Raw genomic sequence first — 18051 nt, forward strand, 5'->3', positions numbered from 1 at the left:
TGTTCAAAGAAAAACTGCGTTGTGCAAAAAAAGCAATGAACTTAAGCCATCATTTTAAAAGCTTTTACTAATTCACTAACAGCCTGATCTAATTCATTTTCAGACAAGGATGCAAAGCCAAATCGAAATGCATTTTGAGTTTCATCGATACGAACAATTTCAAGCGAACAGTTCAAAAGTAAATCATTCACCAAAAACGGAGGCTTTAACCGCACCCAAATGGCCATTCCACCAGCAGGCAAGGAGAAATAAATATAATTACCTAATCGATCCCGTAAAAGCTGATCCAAATAATCCCTTCGTATTTTATAGCAACGTCGTGCTTTTTTCAAGTATCTGTTCAACTCTCCCTCTTTAATCAACTCGGCTAAAGCATGTTGCATATAACCATCTCCTCCCACATCAATTATCTTTCTATAGGCAGTGCACTGCGCAATGAATTTTTCTGGAGCAACCATAAAACCAATACGGATCGAAGGATCTAAGATTTTGGAAAAAGAACCGATATAGATAACATGCCCCTGATGATTACTACTGGCCAATGGTAAATAAGGAGATGAGGTATAATGATAATCATAGTCATAATCATCTTCAATAATCACAAATCCATACTGTTCAGCTAATGCTAATAATTTCATTCTACGCTCTACAGAAAGCGTTACTGTGGTGGGATAATGATGATGTGGTATAACATATATCAAGCTGATTTTTTTCAACTTACACCACGCTTCCACAGCATCCGTATCAATACCATCCTCATCAACCGATACCGAAATAACCGATGCACCGGTATCTTTAAAAACCTGATTTGCCAACGGATAGTTGGGTTCACCAACAAGCACATGCGAACTATTATCCAGTAAAAGTTGTGCCGCCAAATATATACTCATTTGCGCTCCATGAGTAATCAGCACATGTTCCACCCCCATAGTGAGACCTCTAGATTCGATTAGATGATTCGCCAATTGCTCGCGAAGCTTGAGCACACCTTGCCCCGTACCAATATTTGCAATCTTCGAAATTGTTTTTCGGTTTGTAAAAGTCCGATAAGTCTTCAATAAATCATCAATTGGTGACAATCGTATATCAGGATATCCGTCATCAATAAGCACCTTATCAAATCTTTCCGCGATTTCAACTGACACTTCTGGCTGAGATTTTTTATAATAAATGGGAAGATCTTTTCCGTACCCCGTACGCACGAATGGCCTATTCCATTTTTGGGCCTTTAAAATTGGGATAAAGTTTGAAACAGCAACATATTTACGCGGTTCCACAATAATCCAGTCCTGAGACTGGAGCTCTTCGTAAGCAGCGATCACTGTTTTACGGTGAACAGCAAGATTTTTTGCCAATTCACGACTGCTGGGCAGATGTGCCCCAGGTTTTAAAACCCCATCGCTGATCGCATTAATGATTGAAATCGAAATCTGCCTGTATAGGGCAATATTACTCGATTTATCAATGGTTGTAATATGTTCAAAAGGAAGCATACTGGACTACTTAATTACTTAAAACTGGAGCACAAAGGTAGTCCTATTTAAGAGTAATTTTGTCATAACAATTAAAAAAAGAAAATATGAAATCAGAAATTAGACAAGCAACATTAGCAAACCTTGACGAAACAGCAGTATTATTTGATTTATACCGTGTTTTTTATCGTCAGCAACCAGATCTTGAAAAAGGAAAAGCTTTTCTTAAAGAAAGATTTGTAAATAGCGAATCGACGATCTTCTTAATCTATGTGGATAATCAAGCAGTAGGATTTGTACAGCTTTATAAACTTTTCCATTATACCAAACTAGCTAAACAATGGTTATTAAGTGACTTGTATGTACACCCGGACTATCGCGGCCAAGGTCTATCGATCGCGCTTATTGATCGCAGTAAATTATGGTGCGAAGAAACAAATGCTTGTGGGCTAATGCTGGAAACAGAAAAAACAAACATAGTCGGCAATAAGTTATATCCAAAATGTGGATTTGAATATGATGGATTACACAATTATTATCATTGGTGGAAATAAGCATACTGGAATGGCGAACGTAAAACGTTCGTCATTCTTCAAAAATTAAACTCAAGCTTTATTCAAAAATTAATAAATTGCCACCATGAATATTTCCGATCTGATTATTACTAAGAACGAGCAGACTGAACTGGCTAATATTTTTCTTAATCAAGAGAACAATGCTTCCATACAGCAGTTAATAAAAGAATATACCTACAGCGAAGAGCTCCTTCAATATGGACTACCTGTAAACAATAAAATCCTCTTGCATGGAAGTTCCGGATGTGGTAAAACAACAACCGCCAAAGCAATCGCGCAAAAACTGGGAAAATCCATTTTAACACTAAACCTCAGTACAATTGTCTGTTCCCGCATTGGCGAAACATCTCAAAACATTAAGCAAATATTTGATAAAGCGGCCCGCGAAAAGGCTGTGCTATTCCTAGATGAGTTTGATCAAATTGCAAAAGCAAGAGGTAATGACGACAAAGATGTTGGGGAGATGAGACGCCTGGTAAATACACTGATTCAACTCATCGATTATTTACCACAGACCGTATTACTGATCGCCGCAACGAACCATGTATCCATTATTGATAAAGCATTGCTGCGCCGATTTCAATTACAGATCAGCTATGATTTACCATCACAGTTAGAATTAGACAAGTATTATGATAAGCTTGTCGAAAAATTCCCTGCAGATATCAAACTGTTTCAAAGAAAATACGAGATATCCTACGCAGAAGCTCGCGATCATGCTTTCACACAAGTTAAGGCAAGTCTGATAGCAAAATTGGAAAAACAATAAAATCACGATGATATGACTAACACAACCTTAGAGAATCTGAAGGTAATTGAAGATAAAATCAAAGCATGCTGCCTGCTAAACAATCGTGACCCCAAAGAAGTCAAACTATTGTTAGCGACTAAAACAGTTCCGGCAAATCGTATAAAAACGGCTTTACTCGCAGGATATACATTAATTGCAGAAAATAAAGTTCAAGAATTAAGGGACAAATATGACGATTTAAAAAATATTCCGCATACCAATCATTTTATTGGCCATTTACAAACCAATAAAATCAAATACATACTCCAGCATGATGTCACTTGTGTGCAATCTATAGATCGGTTTGATCTAGCCCAAAAAATAAATCAAAGATTACAACTTGAAAATCGAACGATAGACATTTTAATCCAAGTGAATACTTCCATGGAAGAAAGTAAATTTGGCATATCACCTGATAAAGCCATTGATCTGATACGACAGTTAGCCATATTAGAAAATGTAAAAATTAAAGGGCTCATGACCATTGGTCTATTCAGCGCAGAAGAAGATAAAATTCGTACCTGTTTCCGATTATTGAAAAACCTCCAGCAAGACATTATCAAAGCTGAAATCCCTGGCGTCGAAATGACAGAATTGTCCATGGGTATGAGTGGCGATTATGAAATTGCTATTGCCGAAGGAGCAACAATTGTACGCATAGGGACAGCAGTATTTGGAAAGCGGATATATCCAGACTCCCACTATTGGGACGAAAGTAAAAACTAATATCACAAAAAAGGCTTTCCAATGAAAGCCCTTTATATCCTGTTATAATTAAGAATTATTTTGCATCCAAAATAATAACCTCAACTCGTCTATTCTTTTGACGACCTTCTGGAGTTTTATTATCTGCTACAGGTTTAGTCTGACCAATACCCTTCGCCGCGATTCTAGACTCTGCAATTCCAGCATCTACCAAAAACTTTTTAACCGAGTTAGCTCTCTTTTCAGCTAACCATTGATTATACTCCACAGTACCTGTCGCATCTGTATGCCCATCAACACGGATCTTACTTTTATTTTCTTTTAAAAGTGTTGCCAATTTACTCAATTCCGCTTTAGCTTTTTCTGTTAAATAAGAAGAGTTTGTCGGAAATAGCAAATCTGATGAAATCGTAAATTTAATTCCTTCATCTGTACGAGTAGCATCTTCAAAATCACGTTTAACGTTTTTCAATCCATCATCAGTACCATCAATACTAACAACAGCACCTGGATTAACAATTACAGCTTGTTGTTTACATGAAAACAAAGAAATTGAACAAAGCAAAGCAACAGCAATACTATTTATTTTTTTAATCATCGAATGTTTAGATTATTTATGAAAGCAAAAACTAACTGTAAAGATATAAAAAAAAGTGAACTCAAGAAAAACAGAAAGGGATACAGATCTTAGACATAACGCTACAAGATCTTGTATCCCTTTAATTCGTGCAGCAGTTTCGCTTATTTCTTATGATAGATCTTTTTAATAGTTGCATTAATCTCCGGTATCTGGTTATACAATTTCCAGATCAATCCAGATTTTGCATTCTCCATTAAAACAGCCACACTCGCCTGATTTTTCGCATTAAAACCATCGGAAACATCATTATTTTTCAAATCAATCCAAGATCTAAAACCATATTGGGTAAACAGCACCTTAGCATATTGATCATAAAATTTTCGCAAAGATTTTTGACCGATCTCCTGTTCGAAAGCAACAGCCGAAATTGCGATTGCTGGATTCACTAAATAATGCCCCACGCTATCGCTCGGATTCTGTACTCCCCAAATATCTGTATAACTAGATCCCAAGTTTAATTCATTATCCCTTCTTTTATAAGCTAAAATATAATTACTTGCTAGCTCACCATAATCGACATAACCATCGTATTTTCCTCTCGGATCTAAGGTTAAAAATGGTTTATAAAACTCAATTAAACTTTTATTTAAATCGCCAATTGCGATTTTTTTACCATACATCATATGTTTTTCAAAGATCAAACTATCTTCAAAGGATACTGGGGTAGCTGGTTGCACCTGCGGTATCATAAGCCCACCATTCATATGCGAAGCCGCACCTTGATCAACTGTCGATGGAGATAAACTAAGCAAACTATCCGCTAGAGGTAATTTTTTAGCATATCCATTCAGGTAACTCGCTTCCGTCAATGGATAAGTCGGAGAAGACATCGCTAATAAATAAGCACTTAAACCATCATTCAAGCCGTTTAAAACTTTAGACTGATAGGTGCTATCTACAGCTGACCATCGATCCATCAGGGCATCAGGGTTTGACTTTGATGTTAGCTTTTGCCAATTCACCCGTTTCCACAATTTCGTTACATCCTCTCTAAAATTCTGTTCATCAGCAACATCTTTTGAGAAGTATTCCCGAGCAACAAGCAATCCTTCCATAAGTTTTGCCGTCGCCTTAACATCATACATCTGTACGCCATCAGTGTAAAATGGTACGCCTTCCCTTCCATCATAAAATGCCGTAAATACACCCTCATGATGCTGAGCCTTATTTAAAAACTTCATCATCCTACTCAAACGCAACAACAAAGCTTGACGCGAAATAACATTGTTTTCAGCACCAACCAATAATGAAAGGATCGCATAACCCGATTCTTCTATAGAAACGATCGCCTTTTTATTTGATTTATTAGGTAGAAAAAGACCACTGTTGATGTCATAGTTCTCAATAAAATAATTGACATTCGTCAATTTAATCAAATTAGATAGTTCTAAATCACTTGCAGGTTTGGTTTGAACTTCTTTTACCGAAGAAAATGGAGATTCCAGATAATCATAATCTACCCAGGCGATCTTATAGTAATATTTTTTATTATATTCTTCGACAAGATCATAGCATTTTTGCATAAAAACTGGTCGAATGGCAATCGCTTTAAAATCAACATTATCTGTCGATCTGTAAATTTTTATATACCGGATACTTGGTGTTAACGGCAGTTGCCATTGAAGCTCTACCTGCTTATCAATACTGGAGACCTGTGACAGAATAGCTCCTGAAGACAACTTGACACGTGAAGGATTTTTAGGCAAAAACTCCAATTGATCTAAAAACAGCTGATGCGTCATCTCATCAGTTCCGTTTTGATGAAAAACCACTTCAGAAACTGCTTCCCCTGCTTTTAAATTTCCAAATTTTGACAAGGGTATCTCTATATTAAGCCAAGTATCATGATCAAAATCATCTATAAATGGGGAAAGTTCTAAAATATTAGTTTCAGAACCATTTTGAAGCAATTGAATTTTCGGAAGAGTTTTTTCTTTCGTATGCGGTGTTTGCACATACATTTTAATTGTCAGCACATCACTGGCCTGGACCTGATAATTGATCTTATGGCGATCATTTAGTAAAGCAACCTTCCAATTTCCAGCATTTGATGACAAATAACGGAGTGAAAGTGAATTTCCTGGAGTAAAAAATAAAGAATCTGTAGTTGGTAAATTTTTCTTTACATTCTGTACCCAACTGTCTCCCGAATATTCCACCAAGCTTTTAGCATAGTTACCTGACAAGAGACTGTTCTCAAACACAACTTCAGGATAAGTTTGTGCAGACAAGGTTGTTGCAGTAGAAATAGATAAACCGATTATGAATAGTAATTTTTTTGACATGCGCATAAATTGATAATAAACATCAAACAAAAAGTAAGCCATCTATACTTTAATGAATCACAAATGTAATAAAGGATTTCCAATGTAAATGTCATACGTAATTTTAATTTCGGAAAAAATGCACTAATTTAGCCATCTGATTTTTTCATAACAACTTTATATGAAAACTACATTTGAATTTGAAAAGCCAATTGCAGATTTGCAATTGCAGATAGAAAAAGTGGAACAAGTTGCCGTAAAGACGAAAGTCGATATGAGTGCAACTGTGTTAGAGCTACAAGAAAAACTAGCGAACGCTGAAAAAGAGATATACGGTAATTTGTCTGGTTGGGAAAATGTGCAGATGTCGCGTCATCCGGAGAGACCTCAAACATTTGATTACATTAACATGATCTGTGATGATTTTATCGAATTACACGGAGATCGTACTGTAAGAGATGATAAAGCCATCGTCGGTGGATTTGCATCGATCGGAGGTCAATCAGTTATGGTTATCGGGCATCAAAAAGGAAAAAACACCAAAGAGCGTCAATACCGCAACTTTGGTATGGCTAACCCTGAAGGATACCGTAAAGCTCTTCGCTTAATGAAAATGGCAGAAAAATTCAACAAACCTGTCGTTACATTGATCGATACAATGGGTGCATACCCAGGTTTGGAAGCTGAAGAAAGAGGTCAAGGAGAAGCCATAGCACGCAACTTACTGGAAATGTCGGTACTAAAGGTGCCTATTATCTGCGTAGTAATCGGTGAAGGTGCTTCTGGTGGTGCATTGGGTATCGGTATCGGTGATCGTGTATACATGCTAGAGCATACCTGGTATTCTGTCATCTCTCCTGAATCTTGTTCCTCTATCCTATGGAGAAGCTGGGACCACAAAGAAAAGGCGGCAGAGGCACTAAAATTAACCTCAAAAGACATGCTTGGCAATGGCCTTATCGATGGTATTATCAAAGAGCCACTAGGTGGAGCACATCAAAACCCTGAATTAGCGGCCGAGTTATTAAAAGCAAAATTGGTTGAAGATTTAGCGATTTTGATCGCCAAAGACGAAGATGTTTTGGTGGACGAACGTATAGCGAAATTTAGCAAAATGGGCGTAGTAGTTGAATAGTACTACCATTCACAACAAAATAAAAGGGACACTTTAATAAAAAGTGTCCCTTTTATTTTGTTCCGCCCCTCTCCAGTAAAGAAAATAGAAAAAATAAGATTTTAAAAAAGAATACGTTACAACATATTTCAAAAAAAACAGCAAATATATTTGTTCCCTTTGCTAGATTTTTCTAGCTTTGCATCACTCCAAACAACGAAGGAAACTTCATAAGAGTAAGATTCCGTAGCTCAGCTGGTAGAGCAATACACTTTTAATGTATGGGTCCTGGGTTCGAATCCCAGCGGGATCACAAAAGAAAAGCTAATCATAAGATTAGCTTTTCTTTTGTATAAAAAGGTTAAATTCGAATATCACTCCCTGCTTCTATCAATCAATCATTGGAACTTGTAATGCTATAAATGATACGATCATCAGCTATACCATTTACAATAAAAATGAACTTGATGTAGTCGTCTGTTGACTGCTGTTATGTAGAAATAAGATCTAAATATCAAGAGAAAGAGTGCATAATCATACGAGTAATTCCAATGCTCAATATTAAAACAAACGAAGCGTAAGGAATTCATTAAGTACAAGTGAAAACTTACCTGACAAATAATTTATTCTAATGAAAAAATCAAATAAGGCCATATCAGCGGCATTACTATCTATGGTCAGTGTCCAAGGTGGTGCCTCTATCGCTAAACAGCTTTTTCCTGCCATAGGAGCAACAGGAACAAGTATGTTGAGAATTGGCCTGTCTACCGTATTGCTAAATATTATAAATCGTCCTAAATTCTTTCAATTCACGAAACAACAATGGTTATATTGCGCTATTTATGGAATAGGAATTGCCGCAATGAATCTTATTTTTTATTTAGCCATCCAACGCATCCCCTTAGGACTGGCTGTAACGGTAGAATTTATAGGCCCACTTTTTCTAGCTTTATCTTTATCCCGAAAATGGTTAGACGTCCTTTGGGGACTAATCGCTTGTGCCGGTATTTTATTTATCGTGCCATGGCAAAGTAACAACATTGATTTAATCGGACTTCTTCTCGCATTTCTAGCGGGTATATTTTGGGCAGTCTACATTGTTATGGGAAGCAAAGTGACCGGCATTATGCCAGGAAAAGACGCTGTAAGCACGGGAATGCTATTTGCAACCCTAATTATTATCCCCTTTGCCCTATGGGATGGTGGTATTTTTAGTCTTACCCCAATGCTGTTTTTAAAAGGACTTGGCGTCGCTGTACTTTCTAGCGCTGTACCATTTTCACTAGATTTAGTGGCTTTAAAAAGACTTCCAGCAAAAACATTTAGTATTTTAACAAGTTTGCAACCGGCATTTGCCGCCCTATCAGGTATGATATTCTTATCAGAACGTCTTACACCGTTACAATGGATTTCCGTTGCTTGCGTTATAAGCGCAAGTATGGGCGCTACTATTTTCAGCAAAACGAAACAACAGATCGAAGAATAATTAAGAACGACCTACCCTATATACAAACAATATCACAAAAGCGCCATCTCCTGATAGCGCTTTTTTTATGTCAATCGAATAAGAAATAAGTTATAGAAACAAATCGACCATAAACTAAAAGAAATAAAATCAATGAAAATCCGTTAAAATAAACAGATATATTATTTTATCTTTATTATCGATATCATATCGTCACTCAAATCTAAATTTAGTACCATGAATAATTTCGATTGGACATCATTTACAAAACGTATCGCGATTAAAGCCTCTCTTTCCGAGATTTATGAAGCTTGGTCTGTTGCGGCGAATTTAGAAAGATGGTTTTTGGAACGTGTCATTTTTCGTGATGCAGCAGGAAATCAGCTTGAACAGATCAACACAGAAAAAAGCGGCATGCAGTACGATTGGTATTGGTACCTGGATCCGACGCCCATGCATGGAGAAATTCTTAAAGCAAATGGAAAAGATTTTCTCCAGTTTACTTTTGAAGGCACCAGTCTGGTCGATGTGACATTAAGTACACTTCATGAGTATGTTATCGTAGAATTACGGCACCATCATATTCCACAGGACGATCACTCAAAGCAATACATCCGTCTGGGATGCTCTAATGGTTGGGCATTCTATTTACATAATTTGAAATCAGTATACGAAGGAGGTCTCGACCTTCGTAATAAAGACCCTAGAATCGGTAATATGATCAATAACTAACAAACACCAATAAACCAGCTTTCAACTAAAGCCAGTCAACCATTTATCACGGCACTACGGAGGAACAACGCCGTATATGCTGGTCGTTATCATCAATACCTAGTCCTGCAGCAATTCCATTTCTCTTTTCAAGTTTTCTTTTGCCCGTACTTCAAAACGATTATAAAAATAATCTGTTTTAAAAATCCGGTCCATGGACAGAAAATGAGTTAATGCTTTCTTGCGACCAGGGTGGTACTGTACATCTGGATAAATCTGATATTCCAAGCGGATATTTGTATAGTATTTTGCATATTTCTCCCATGGTTGTCCTAAAATAGAAAGATCAGCATCAGTAAAATAATTTGTGTCCTGATCGGTAGAAATTAAGTGCGATTTTGTCGCCAGGATCTGTTCGGTGCATGTCAAGATAATTTCTTCGGAAACAGCAATCTCTTTCATCCGTTTTACAGCAAAATGAGCACTTTCATCTTCATTATTCTGTTTTGACGCATCGTAGATAATATCATGATAATAAAGTGTAAACAATAGAGCTTCCCAATTCTTGATCTTCTCTTTTACAGCCGTAAGTTCAAGCAGCAGATTTTCAAGATGATCTAAAGTATGGTAATGTCTGAGAGTATCACCATAATAGGCTTCTACCTCCCTCCAAAAGGAAGCGATCAATTGCTCATCTTTCGTATAATTTTTCAATAGCCCCACAAATGTTTCTTTAAGTATCATCGCTTTTAGATTATCATCATGTTACCGAGCATATCTGATGCCACAGATGAATAAGTTATTATTCAATAAATGAAAATGATGACATTCATCAATTTATGTGACATCTATCACCTCAAACATCTTGGCACGCCGGCAGTATTTAAGTAACTTAGTATGAAATAAAAAAGCATAACAATATGGATAATACAATGAAAGCAGCACGATGGTATGCCGCAAAAGATATCAGGGTAGAATCAACGCAGATCCCAGCTCCAAAAGCGAAACAAGTTAAAATTTCAGTTCAGTTTGCAGGAATCTGCGGCTCCGACTTACATGAATATGTCCATGGTCCACAGCTCATCCCGGTAGCCGCCCCCTATCCGCTCAATGGGCACCAGGGCACAACCACATTAGGACATGAATTCTCCGGAATTATAGATGCCGTGGGCGAAGGTGTACATCATTTAAAAATTGGCGACCGGGTAGTCGTAGAACCAATCTTTAAAAACTTTGATAGCCCCTTTATTGCAAACGGAGAGTACAACCTGTCAGAACCATTAGGCTTTGTTGGCCTATCAAGCAATGGCGGATTTGCTTCTTATGTTGTAGTAGAAGATTATATGGTGCACAAAATACCAGACACTATGTCCTTCGAGAAAGGTGCATTGGTAGAACCCGCAGCAGTAGCAGTTTATGCGGTCATGCAAAGTAATCTAAAAATCGGCGGAACTGTTCTAGTTTCTGGAGCCGGTCCAATTGGTTTATTATGTGTTCAGGCGGCCCTGGCAGCCGGAGCTAGTACCGTTATCGTAACCGATATCGCCGACAAACGTCTTGAAAAAGCAAAATCTATAGGCGCTACACATATCATCAATGCGAAAGAGAACGGTATACCCGAAAAAATTAAGACCATAACAGGTCTCGGAGTAGATGTTTTCCTTGATTGCGCAGGTGTACAAGCCTCCTATACAACGGGTATCACGAGTTTAAAAAATGGAGGAACCGCTGTATTAGTAGCACTATTTGGAAAACCTGTTACAACTGATGCGCTCGATCAAGTACTTCGTGAGATCACCATTAAAGGAATTATTGCCTATCGCAATATTTTCCCGCAAGTCATTGCACTGATCGATAGCGGTAGGATGCCAGTAGAGAAATTGGTTACACGCAAGATTGTTTTAGATGAAATCGTCACGAACGGATTTGAAGCCTTAGTTAACGATCCTACAGAAGTTAAGATATTGATTGATATACAAGCAAGCTAAGTTTAAAAACAACAGCCCAAAAGTTGGCTTGAAAATAATCATTAGGAATAAACAGCAAAGCCCAATCGAAAGATTGGGCTTTTTAGCTTTCAGACCAAAGAAAACGACTTTAAACCCTATCCGCTAATTATTAAACATTACATAACCTCTAAAAACTACCAACCTCGTGATCAACACCATTAACTGATAAAAATTCACCGATAGCCAACCGCACGTGATCACAATAATTTAAAATTTTTGAAAAAAAAACTTGCGTAGCCAAATAACTACACTTACATTTGTAGTCAAATGACTTCATAATTTTAAACTAACCAGTACTATGGAGATTTGTAACATAAAAAACCGATATATAATTGAAGAAATCGTATAGCGATGTACTTTTTTAATACCAGAACCGTAAAGATCAAACAATGGATCGAAAACTAACATGCGATAAATAAGGTATTAAGTAATACCGCTCAAGTATAAACAGATCAACATACGAATTGTACCGAATAAAAAACACAGTATGAAAAAGAGAGATAAAATCATCTATTGGTTTTCTACCATTTGGCTAAGTTTAGGAATGGTGTCAACTGGAATTGTGCAGATCATCCACATGGATGAAGAAGTTAATAAAATGAAAGATCTAGGCTATCCCTCCTATTTTCTCACCATTATCGGTATTTGGAAGCTGCTAGGAGTAATTGCCATTCTCCTTCCAAAGCTCCCAGTAGTAAAAGAATGGGCATATGCAGGATTTTTCTTTCTAATGTCGGGCGCAATTTTCACCCACCTTGCAGTTGCTGATAAAGCAGTCACCTATTTTGGTCCTGCGCTGTTACTCCTGCTCACGATTATTTCGTGGTATTTCAGACCAGTTGAACGTAAAGTTTAGACCAGATGAAAATAGAACTGAATCCAGGAGTTGACAAATATTTGATAGATGGCTGTATGCGCTGCAAATATGGCGGTACACCATTATGCAAAGTCAATAACTGGAGAGAAGAATTAGAAATGCTCCGCCAAATTGTACTGGAAGCGGGTTTGAAGGAAGAAATAAAATGGGGTGCACCCGTATATACCTCCAAAGGAAAAAATATAGTTTCCGTTGCTGCATTAAAACAATCCGCCAATATTGGTTTTTTTAAAGGTGTATTATTATCCGACGATCATAAAATCTTAACCCAACAAGGTAATTTACAATCGGACAGGATCATCAAATTTACCAATATAGCAGAAATCAAAAGATTAGAAAATACCTTAAAATCGTATATATCCGAGGCCATAGCGATAGAAGAAAGTGGTCAAAAGGTAAAATTTCAAAAAAATCCAGAACCTGTCCCCGAAGAACTCCTACAGGTATTCGAACAAGACTCTAAGTTAAAAACAGCATTTTACGCATTGACACCGGGGCGGCAAAGAGGATACATCATTTATTTTTCACAACCCAAAGTAGCACAGACTAGAATGGGAAGAATTGAAAAATACAGACAACAAATTTTAAACGGCATAGGAATAAACGATAAATACAGTTCCAAATAACAATAATACAACATGATCATAACGACATCAAAAAGTGATAGGACAGATCGTAAACACATTAAAGAGCTCAAGCAAATAAAAGTATAAAATGAACTTAAGAAGAGACGTTTTTCAAGCCCTTGCCGATCCGACAAGAAGAGCAATATTGCTACTGGTTGCCTCACATGCGATGCCTGCTGGAGCCATTGCTTCCAATTTTGATACATCCAGGCCCACCGTTTCTAAACACCTGCAGATTTTGACCGAATGTGAGCTCCTAAAACCTGAGCAAAATGGGCGGGAAATCTATTACCATCTCAATCTGCAAAAAATGAAAGAAATTGCAGATTTTATCGAACCGTTCCGCCAGATGTGGGATGACAGATTCAATAAATTAGAAGCCGTAATGAAAAACTATATAGCTAAATAATCATGGAACAGAAAACAAAAATCAGTGCCGAACATGACAAACAAGAAATCATCATCACACGCGAATTTGATCTTCCGCTAGAATTGCTTTTTAAGGCATATGAAGATGCCGATCTCTTTGAACAATGGATGGGTACAAAAGTACTGAAACTGGAAAATAAGAAACATGGTGCCTATGCATTTGAGACATCACACGATGGCACTGTTGTATTTCGGGCAAACGGAACAATCCATGAATTTGTACCAAACGAAAAAATCACAAGAACATTCGAGATGGAAGATAGTCCATTCCCTGTTCAGCTTGAATACCTCACATTTGAACCCTATACAGATGCAAGCAGTAAACTTACTATCCAGATTATTTTTAAATCTGTTGCTTTTAGAGACCAGCTGCTCAAGATGCCTTTTGCACAAGGCATTAATATGGCGCACAACCGATTACAGGAAATCTTAAATACACAGAAACAAGATTAGGACAGCCCAATCTATTAACAGACCGTTTCTTTGTCTATGAATTACGTCTAGTTGTTCCAGAAAATAAATCAGGCCTTATACCTAAAAAACAACTATTATGAACACACAGGTAGAACATTTCTTTGAAAAAACACAACAATGGTCCGAAGAGTTCAATTTACTTCGCGATATCATTACTGAAAACAAATCCTTAGAAGAAGAATACAAATGGATGCATCCATGCTACACGCTCGATGGAAAAAACATCGTTCTTATTCATGGATTTAAAGAATATTGCGCGCTCCTGTTTCATAAGGGAGCTTTACTCAAAGATCCTGAAGGTATATTGATCCAGCAAACAGAAAATGTACAGGCAGGCAGACAGATCAGATTTAAACATATAGCAGAGATTATCACGCTAAGACCAGTTATCCAAGCTTACATACGGGAAGCCATTGAGATCGAAAAAGCAGGATTAAAGGTGGAAATGAAAAAAGTGAACGACTACCCTATTTCTGAAGAATTCCAACAGGCACTGGCACAAGATCAAGAATTAAATACAGCATTCTATTCCCTAACACCTGGACGACAAAAGGGATATCTATTTTATTTTAATCAGGCGAAACAATCCAAAACACGGCAAAATCGAATTGAAAAATATTATCAGCAGATCCTGGACGGCAAAGGGATTGATGATTAAAGGCCAGTAAAACCGAGCCCTCTATCACAAAATAAAGAAGCCCGGTTTTACTATCCCTTACCACCACATCAATCTAATTATTGCGGTATCACATTCTCTGCACGAAGACGTTCAAACAAGTGGATAAATGCTTCTTCGGTATTCTGGTAAGCCATAAATCCCAGTTTTCGGCTATTGGCCATATCCACCATCACTTCGATAGGTCTGCCCAGATCAAGATCTGTATGCCATGGTGAAGCCAATTGAAAAAGTTCATGCTGTTCCAGTCCATACTCCTTTACCATATCAGACCACAATTGACCATCATTTTTAAGTTGTTCGGCAAGAGGCCTCGGCTCTCCATGAAATCCTTCAGCCTCAATGCCGAAATATGACGCGATGCGCTCCCATAACCAACTCCACCGAAAGACATCGCCGTTCACAATATTAAAAGCCATATTTTTAGCTACCTCAGTCGTCGAAGCCCAGATTAACTGCTTCGCCAGAATACCAGTATCCGTTACATCCGAAATTCCGTTCCATTGCGCTTCCGAACCCGGCCAGATCAATTTCGCCCCTTTTTGTTTACAAATACTGGCATATACGGCAAGCGTCACCCCAAGATTCATCAAATTACCGATCGCATGCCCGATAACCGTATGCGGCCTATGTATACTCCACGTAAATCCATCTCTAGCCGAAGCTTCATATACCGCATCTTCCTGAGCGTAGTAAAAATTGGGATGACTTAGTCTAGGCTGTTCTTCCCGAATAGGTGTATCGGGAAACACACCCGTAGCTACATATGACTCAAAAGGACCTAAATAATGCTTTAACCCCGTTACCAAAGCCACATGTGCAACAGTTTTCTTTTCAGACAGAACATCGAGAAGATTACGGACAAGAGCACGATTTACAATAATATTTTCTGCCTCATTGTCTTTCCGCATCCATGTTGTAAAAAACACATGTGTTGGGTAAACATTTTCAAGTGCGATCTTCAGATTTTCAACATCCATAAGATCGGCTTTTACCGGAATTACGCTGTTATCAGTTTGACCGGGATGACGTGCCAGACCATAAGTTTGCCATCCATGGCCAACAAGCTCCTCAGCCAAACGACTTCCCGTGATCCCTGTTGCGCCAACTACTAATGCTATTTTATCCATTGTTATATCTCTTTAAATTTCTACAACAAAGTTCGCTGCATTAAAAACTGAAAGAGATGATACAGATCAAGAAATTCCATTGATCCAGATCAATGGAATTAATCTGTAGATGCAATTTTCTTACGGATTCTACTCAGGGTTTCAGGAGCCAATCCCAGATAAGATGCCACCAGATGTTGCGGCACACGTTGCATAATTTCAGGACTAGCCTGTAGCATACGCTGAAATTTTTCTTCAGCAGTATAGCTGTTCGAACTGATCAGCCGTTCATCTTTTGTAACCAAACTATTTTGATAGAGCATTCTAAAATACCGCTCCATCACCGGGACCTCTTCCATCAATTGTTCATAATCTGCCCGCGATAAAAGCAGTAACTCGGTATCTTCAATAGCATCTATATAGAGAATTGCCGGTTGCTGATTAATAAAACTTTTAAAATCAGACACCCACCAGCCTTCCCAGCCAAACAGGCTGATATGCTCATTTCCTTTCTCATCCAAACGGTACGATTTGATAAGACCTTTTTTCACAAATGAAAGATGGGTACAAACAGCCCCTTCTTCCAAGATATATTGCTTCTTTCTGATTTTTTTGAATGTAAAAAAAGAAGTTATCGCCTCTTTGTCACCACGAGAGAGCGTCACTTTTTTTTCAATATGAGAAAATAATACTTCTAACATGAATTTTAATTTATAGCGTACTCAAACTTAAATAAATTTGTTTTATTTACCCCAGAAAAACCTCCTAAACAGCAAACATATTCACACAAGCATCTGTTTTATACCCGATATAAAAACATTAAACCCAACGACATGATCATTCAATATTTGACAACCGAATTCGAACACGAGGTCAACAACACCCGTAAATTACTGCAGGCAGTACCTGAAAAAGACATACACTACAAGCCAGCAGATATTTCCTGGACAATGGGAGAACTGGCACAACATATCGCAACCATTTATTATTGGTACGTAGGCACATTTACAGAAGATGTATATGATATGGCCACCGATCATCTTGAGCGCGGTGCACCTGATGATATCAAAGCCACGCTCGAACTATTTGAAAAAAATGTAGCACGAGCCAGAACCGCTCTATCAACACTTACAGAAGAAAAACTACGCGATCACTGGACAATGAAAGCAGGTGAACGCATACTCTTAGGCCCAATGGAAAGAGGCATTGTGGCACGAGGATTCCTTTTTAATCATATTTATCATCATCGTGGCGAATTGATTGTCTATCTAAGAGCAACCGGAAATAAAGTGCCTGGACTGTATGGTCCTACTTACGAAGACAGCAAAAAGATGTAAACGCAAGTCATGCCGCAGTAGAGCGAAATTTTTCATGCAGATCATTTACAAAACTAAAATGACAGAACAAATTAATCCCATAGCAGACCTACCCAATGATAGATCTGCTATGGGATTAATATTAACTGTTCTTTCAAGACAAAACGTGCCACGAAATTTAATCCTTCTCGTCGCTTAGTTTAAAACCTTTTACAATTTTCTGACCAGGCATATGAAACTCCAAAACCAGACTATCTGGCGTATCCTTTACGACATCTAGGCCGATCACACTTTCATATCCCACCTTAAGATGATCATTTTTCAGGAAATCGGCATCGGTAAACAAAACCACCTTCTCAACAATTCCTTTATTTTCAATAATCTGTAACCGCGGACGGGCCATCACACTTTGAATAAGCTGTACTCTATATTTCCCGCTATCTGGTGTATAGTACGATCGTCTTTCCATGCCTGTACTTGAAAATAGAATACCAAAAAAAGGCAACATCATCGCGGCTATGCTAAACAATAGCCCCAATACTAATACGATACAGTATATTTTCGTATAAATACTTTTCCAGAAAACAATTAGAAATGGAAGCGTAGTGACTAGCCATATCCAAAAGACCAAGCGATCACTCCAATACCCAGCCAAACTGATCTGCCACGTCAGTATAACTGTAATATCTAACAACATGATCAGTGAGATCAGCATATAAGCGATATAAAACTTTTTTCTACCTGTCACTTTTTGCATAACTCCATTAGATAACTTAACGACAACTTCATTAACGGCTAA

The 18051-nt window shown here is 37.8% G+C and carries 20 protein-coding genes and 1 tRNA gene; 14 read left to right on the top strand and 7 right to left on the bottom strand.

Annotated elements, in window-relative coordinates; genetic code table 11:
• Positions 1-41: 41 nt before the first annotated feature.
• A complete protein-coding gene (locus EDF66_RS23560) occupies positions 42-1493 on the bottom strand; it encodes a PLP-dependent aminotransferase family protein (protein WP_132845512.1) in 1452 nt (483 codons plus the stop codon).
• Positions 1494-1579: 86 nt separating this feature from the next.
• Here EDF66_RS23560 and EDF66_RS23565 point away from each other — a divergent pair, with 86 nt between their 5' ends.
• From EDF66_RS23565 to EDF66_RS23575, 3 genes are all read left to right on the top strand, one after another.
• Positions 1580-2026 (top strand): GNAT family N-acetyltransferase, encoded by a 447-nt coding sequence (locus EDF66_RS23565; protein ID WP_021190484.1) that lies wholly within the window; start codon positions 1580-1582, stop codon positions 2024-2026.
• A gap of 85 nt (positions 2027-2111) precedes the next feature.
• Positions 2112-2816: an AAA family ATPase gene (locus EDF66_RS23570; protein ID WP_132845514.1), complete on the top strand. Its 705-nt coding sequence runs from the start codon at positions 2112-2114 to the stop codon at positions 2814-2816.
• A 12-nt stretch (positions 2817-2828) separates the two neighbouring features.
• Positions 2829-3563, top strand: coding sequence for a YggS family pyridoxal phosphate-dependent enzyme (locus EDF66_RS23575; RefSeq protein WP_132845515.1), 735 nt, complete (start codon positions 2829-2831; stop codon positions 3561-3563).
• A 55-nt stretch (positions 3564-3618) separates the two neighbouring features.
• On the opposite strand, the gene EDF66_RS23580 is transcribed toward EDF66_RS23575, so the two are convergent.
• Positions 3619-4140, bottom strand: coding sequence for an OmpA family protein (locus EDF66_RS23580; protein ID WP_206368298.1), 522 nt, complete (start codon positions 4138-4140; stop codon positions 3619-3621).
• A 143-nt stretch (positions 4141-4283) separates the two neighbouring features.
• On the bottom strand, positions 4284-6467 hold the full coding sequence (locus EDF66_RS23585) for a glucoamylase family protein (RefSeq protein WP_165902511.1): 2184 nt from the start codon (positions 6465-6467) through the stop codon (positions 4284-4286).
• A gap of 160 nt (positions 6468-6627) precedes the next feature.
• On the opposite strand from EDF66_RS23585, the gene EDF66_RS23590 reads away from it, so the two are divergent.
• From EDF66_RS23590 to EDF66_RS23605, 4 genes are all read left to right on the top strand, one after another.
• On the top strand, positions 6628-7581 hold the full coding sequence (locus tag EDF66_RS23590) for an acetyl-CoA carboxylase carboxyltransferase subunit alpha (protein WP_132845519.1): 954 nt from the start codon (positions 6628-6630) through the stop codon (positions 7579-7581).
• A gap of 219 nt (positions 7582-7800) precedes the next feature.
• Positions 7801-7873, top strand: a tRNA-Lys gene (locus EDF66_RS23595).
• Between the two features lie 360 nt (positions 7874-8233).
• Complete coding sequence (locus EDF66_RS23600) at positions 8234-9046, top strand: EamA family transporter (protein ID WP_243656127.1); 813 nt, start codon at positions 8234-8236, stop codon at positions 9044-9046.
• Between the two features lie 216 nt (positions 9047-9262).
• On the top strand, positions 9263-9757 hold the full coding sequence (locus EDF66_RS23605) for an SRPBCC domain-containing protein (protein ID WP_132845521.1): 495 nt from the start codon (positions 9263-9265) through the stop codon (positions 9755-9757).
• 99 nt (positions 9758-9856) lie between these two features.
• Here the strand turns inward: EDF66_RS23605 and EDF66_RS23610 are convergent, their stop codons facing one another.
• Complete coding sequence (locus EDF66_RS23610) at positions 9857-10480, bottom strand: hypothetical protein (RefSeq protein ID WP_132845523.1); 624 nt, start codon at positions 10478-10480, stop codon at positions 9857-9859.
• A 176-nt stretch (positions 10481-10656) separates the two neighbouring features.
• Here EDF66_RS23610 and EDF66_RS23615 point away from each other — a divergent pair, with 176 nt between their 5' ends.
• From EDF66_RS23615 to EDF66_RS23640, 6 genes are all read left to right on the top strand, one after another.
• Entirely contained in the window at positions 10657-11724 is a 1068-nt protein-coding gene (locus tag EDF66_RS23615) for a 2,3-butanediol dehydrogenase (protein WP_132845524.1), read from the top strand.
• Positions 11725-12232: 508 nt separating this feature from the next.
• Positions 12233-12601, top strand: a complete 369-nt coding sequence (locus EDF66_RS23620; protein ID WP_021191581.1) for a DoxX family protein — start codon at positions 12233-12235, stop codon at positions 12599-12601.
• Positions 12602-12606: 5 nt separating this feature from the next.
• Complete coding sequence (locus EDF66_RS23625; RefSeq protein ID WP_132845526.1) at positions 12607-13248, top strand: YdeI/OmpD-associated family protein; 642 nt, start codon at positions 12607-12609, stop codon at positions 13246-13248.
• Positions 13249-13336: 88 nt separating this feature from the next.
• Positions 13337-13657 (top strand): ArsR/SmtB family transcription factor, encoded by a 321-nt coding sequence (locus EDF66_RS23630; protein WP_132845528.1) that lies wholly within the window; start codon positions 13337-13339, stop codon positions 13655-13657.
• Positions 13658-13659: 2 nt separating this feature from the next.
• On the top strand, positions 13660-14130 hold the full coding sequence (locus EDF66_RS23635) for an SRPBCC domain-containing protein (RefSeq protein ID WP_132768521.1): 471 nt from the start codon (positions 13660-13662) through the stop codon (positions 14128-14130).
• 97 nt (positions 14131-14227) lie between these two features.
• A complete protein-coding gene (locus EDF66_RS23640; RefSeq protein WP_021191584.1) occupies positions 14228-14809 on the top strand; it encodes a YdeI/OmpD-associated family protein in 582 nt (193 codons plus the stop codon).
• 77 nt (positions 14810-14886) lie between these two features.
• On the opposite strand, the gene EDF66_RS23645 is transcribed toward EDF66_RS23640, so the two are convergent.
• Both EDF66_RS23645 and EDF66_RS23650 read right to left on the bottom strand, forming a co-directional pair.
• Entirely contained in the window at positions 14887-15957 is a 1071-nt protein-coding gene (locus tag EDF66_RS23645; RefSeq protein WP_132845530.1) for an SDR family oxidoreductase, read from the bottom strand.
• Between the two features lie 98 nt (positions 15958-16055).
• Positions 16056-16637: a Crp/Fnr family transcriptional regulator gene (locus EDF66_RS23650; protein WP_132845532.1), complete on the bottom strand. Its 582-nt coding sequence runs from the start codon at positions 16635-16637 to the stop codon at positions 16056-16058.
• A 132-nt stretch (positions 16638-16769) separates the two neighbouring features.
• On the opposite strand from EDF66_RS23650, the gene EDF66_RS23655 reads away from it, so the two are divergent.
• Complete coding sequence (locus tag EDF66_RS23655) at positions 16770-17273, top strand: DinB family protein (protein ID WP_132845533.1); 504 nt, start codon at positions 16770-16772, stop codon at positions 17271-17273.
• 157 nt (positions 17274-17430) lie between these two features.
• On the opposite strand, the gene EDF66_RS23660 is transcribed toward EDF66_RS23655, so the two are convergent.
• Positions 17431-18009: a hypothetical protein gene (locus EDF66_RS23660; protein ID WP_132845535.1), complete on the bottom strand. Its 579-nt coding sequence runs from the start codon at positions 18007-18009 to the stop codon at positions 17431-17433.
• Between the last annotated feature and the right edge of the window lie 42 nt (positions 18010-18051).

Source organism: Sphingobacterium sp. JUb20, from assembly GCF_004342035.1.
Lineage (GTDB): Bacteria > Bacteroidota > Bacteroidia > Sphingobacteriales > Sphingobacteriaceae > Sphingobacterium > Sphingobacterium anhuiense.

Excerpts from the sequence above, each read along its gene's own strand:
- EDF66_RS23605 (WP_132845521.1), top strand. The coding sequence starts at position 9,263 with ATGAATAATTTCGATTGGACATCATTTACAAAACGTATCGCGATTAAA.
- EDF66_RS23590 (WP_132845519.1), top strand. The coding sequence starts at position 6,628 with ATGAAAACTACATTTGAATTTGAAAAGCCAATTGCAGATTTGCAATTG.
- EDF66_RS23565 (WP_021190484.1), top strand. The coding sequence starts at position 1,580 with ATGAAATCAGAAATTAGACAAGCAACATTAGCAAACCTTGACGAAACA.
- EDF66_RS23570 (WP_132845514.1), top strand. The coding sequence starts at position 2,112 with ATGAATATTTCCGATCTGATTATTACTAAGAACGAGCAGACTGAACTG.
- EDF66_RS23575 (WP_132845515.1), top strand. The coding sequence starts at position 2,829 with ATGACTAACACAACCTTAGAGAATCTGAAGGTAATTGAAGATAAAATC.
- EDF66_RS23620 (WP_021191581.1), top strand. The coding sequence starts at position 12,233 with ATGAAAAAGAGAGATAAAATCATCTATTGGTTTTCTACCATTTGGCTA.
- EDF66_RS23580 (WP_206368298.1), bottom strand. The coding sequence starts at position 4,140 with ATGATTAAAAAAATAAATAGTATTGCTGTTGCTTTGCTTTGTTCAATT.
- EDF66_RS23610 (WP_132845523.1), bottom strand. The coding sequence starts at position 10,480 with ATGATACTTAAAGAAACATTTGTGGGGCTATTGAAAAATTATACGAAA.
- EDF66_RS23600 (WP_243656127.1), top strand. The coding sequence starts at position 8,234 with ATGGTCAGTGTCCAAGGTGGTGCCTCTATCGCTAAACAGCTTTTTCCT.
- EDF66_RS23645 (WP_132845530.1), bottom strand. The coding sequence starts at position 15,957 with ATGGATAAAATAGCATTAGTAGTTGGCGCAACAGGGATCACGGGAAGT.
- EDF66_RS23615 (WP_132845524.1), top strand. The coding sequence starts at position 10,657 with ATGGATAATACAATGAAAGCAGCACGATGGTATGCCGCAAAAGATATC.
- EDF66_RS23630 (WP_132845528.1), top strand. The coding sequence starts at position 13,337 with ATGAACTTAAGAAGAGACGTTTTTCAAGCCCTTGCCGATCCGACAAGA.
- EDF66_RS23650 (WP_132845532.1), bottom strand. The coding sequence starts at position 16,637 with ATGTTAGAAGTATTATTTTCTCATATTGAAAAAAAAGTGACGCTCTCT.
- EDF66_RS23635 (WP_132768521.1), top strand. The coding sequence starts at position 13,660 with ATGGAACAGAAAACAAAAATCAGTGCCGAACATGACAAACAAGAAATC.
- EDF66_RS23660 (WP_132845535.1), bottom strand. The coding sequence starts at position 18,009 with ATGCAAAAAGTGACAGGTAGAAAAAAGTTTTATATCGCTTATATGCTG.
- EDF66_RS23560 (WP_132845512.1), bottom strand. The coding sequence starts at position 1,493 with ATGCTTCCTTTTGAACATATTACAACCATTGATAAATCGAGTAATATT.
- EDF66_RS23585 (WP_165902511.1), bottom strand. The coding sequence starts at position 6,467 with ATGTCAAAAAAATTACTATTCATAATCGGTTTATCTATTTCTACTGCA.
- EDF66_RS23640 (WP_021191584.1), top strand. The coding sequence starts at position 14,228 with ATGAACACACAGGTAGAACATTTCTTTGAAAAAACACAACAATGGTCC.
- EDF66_RS23655 (WP_132845533.1), top strand. The coding sequence starts at position 16,770 with ATGATCATTCAATATTTGACAACCGAATTCGAACACGAGGTCAACAAC.
- EDF66_RS23625 (WP_132845526.1), top strand. The coding sequence starts at position 12,607 with ATGAAAATAGAACTGAATCCAGGAGTTGACAAATATTTGATAGATGGC.